2 protein-coding genes are annotated in these 1,919 nt (G+C 46.8%); one reads left to right on the top strand and one right to left on the bottom strand.

What is annotated here, in order from left to right:
- On the top strand, positions 1-1,456 hold a 1,456-nt coding region (pckA, locus tag KDK16_RS11700; protein ID WP_257276252.1), incomplete at its 5' end, for a phosphoenolpyruvate carboxykinase (ATP).
- A 260-nt stretch (positions 1,457-1,716) separates the two neighbouring features.
- On the opposite strand, the gene KDK16_RS11695 is transcribed toward pckA, so the two are convergent.
- On the bottom strand, positions 1,717-1,919 hold a 203-nt coding region (locus tag KDK16_RS11695), incomplete at its 5' end, for a hypothetical protein (RefSeq protein ID WP_257276251.1).

Here is a 1,919-nt window from a genome sequence, read left to right as displayed (position 1 = left end):
CTCTGTTGATACGGGCATTTTTACCGGTCGTTCCCCAAAAGACAAATACATCGTAAAAGATGATACGACCCGCGATACCCTGTGGTGGTCTGACCAGGGTAAAAATGACAACAAGGCGATCACTCAGAGCGTCTGGACTGATCTGAAAGGTCTTGTGACCCAGCAGTTGTCCGGCAAACGTCTGTTCGTGATTGATGGTTTCTGTGGTGCCAACGAAGAAACCCGTTTGAGTGTTCGTTTCATCACTGAAGTAGCCTGGCAGGCCCACTTTGTTAAGAACATGTTTATTCGTCCTTCTCAAGGTGAGCTGGCAGCCTTTGAACCTGACTTCGTGGTTATGAATGGTGCGAAGTGCACTAATCCTGACTGGCAGGAGCAGGGTCTGAACTCTGAGAATTTCGTAGCCTTTAACCTGACTGAGCGGGTACAGATTATTGGTGGCACCTGGTACGGTGGCGAGATGAAGAAAGGGATGTTCTCTATCATGAACTACCTACTGCCTCTGAAGGGTATGGCTTCCATGCACTGCTCTGCGAATGTCGGTAAAGACGGCGATGTTGCAATATTCTTCGGATTGTCCGGTACCGGTAAAACCACCCTGTCTGCTGATCCAAAGCGGGCTTTGGTAGGTGATGATGAGCATGGCTGGGATGACGATGGTGTTTTCAACTTTGAAGGTGGTTGCTATGCCAAGACTATCAATCTGAGTAAGGAAAACGAGCCCGACATCTACAACGCTATTCGCCGTGATGCGCTTCTGGAGAACGTGACGGTTCTTGAAGACGGCACGATCGATTTTGCCGATGGCTCCAAGACAGAAAACACTCGTGTTTCCTATCCGATTGAGCACATTGAAAACATCGTTAAACCTGTTTCAAAGGCCGGACATGCCAAAAAAGTGATTTTCCTGACGGCTGATGCCTTTGGTGTGCTACCTCCGGTATCCAAGCTGACGCCAGAGCAAACCAAGTACCATTTCCTGTCTGGTTTCACCGCCAAGCTGGCGGGTACTGAGCGTGGCATTACTGAGCCAACGCCAACATTTTCTGCTTGCTTTGGCGCAGCGTTTCTGACCTTGCATCCGACCCGATACGCTCAAGAACTGGTAAAAAAGATGGAAGCCAATGGTGCAACGGCCTACCTTGTTAACACCGGCTGGAATGGCACAGGCAAACGTATCTCCATCAAGGCCACCCGTGCCATCATTGATGCCATCATTGATGGCAGCATTGATGAAGCGGAAACGTTGACGCTTCCTTACTTTGGTCTGAAAGTTCCAACCCATGTTGAAGGCGTGGAAAATGGTATCCTGAATCCTCAGGATACCTATGAGAGCAAAGAAGACTGGGATAATAAAGCTCGTGATCTGGCTGATCGCTTCATCACCAACTTCAGCAAGTTTACTGATATCGACGAAGGCAAGGCTCTAATCGCCGCTGGTCCATCACTGGATTGAGATTGATACAAATAAAAACTGTCGTTCAACAGGTGTTTTAAGCGCTTTTGTCCGGCAGTTTTTTATGCCCGCAGTTTTTCCACGCAGAGGAAGAGAGCCCATTGCCATCCGTTATAGTTTGACGTCTGGAATCATGAAGTGGCTGGCTAGTGGTGAAAGACAGTGTCAAGCTGGTCAACCTTTCTTAAGTGCCTGATGTTGCGATAATGCCATAATAAAAAATAAAAATTTGCCCCCGATCGAGTAATATTCCCATACATTTACTGGCAATTTGATGATTTAGTGCCATCCTGTTGATCTGCTTTTAGTGCAATCTGAGAAAAATGAGATTTTAACTTCAGTGGTATGAATACATGCTCTGGATGTCGTTTTCCTCTCTGTTGCATGTTGTTTTCACAAGTCAGGCTACAAAAGTAATGTTTGCATGGCTTAGCTTGTTTGCCGAACTTGTAAATATTTAGTA

Source organism: Endozoicomonas sp. SESOKO4, from assembly GCF_024606275.1.
The sequence above is the reverse complement of the archived record's forward strand: the minus strand, read 5'-3'. Positions and strand labels throughout refer to the sequence as shown.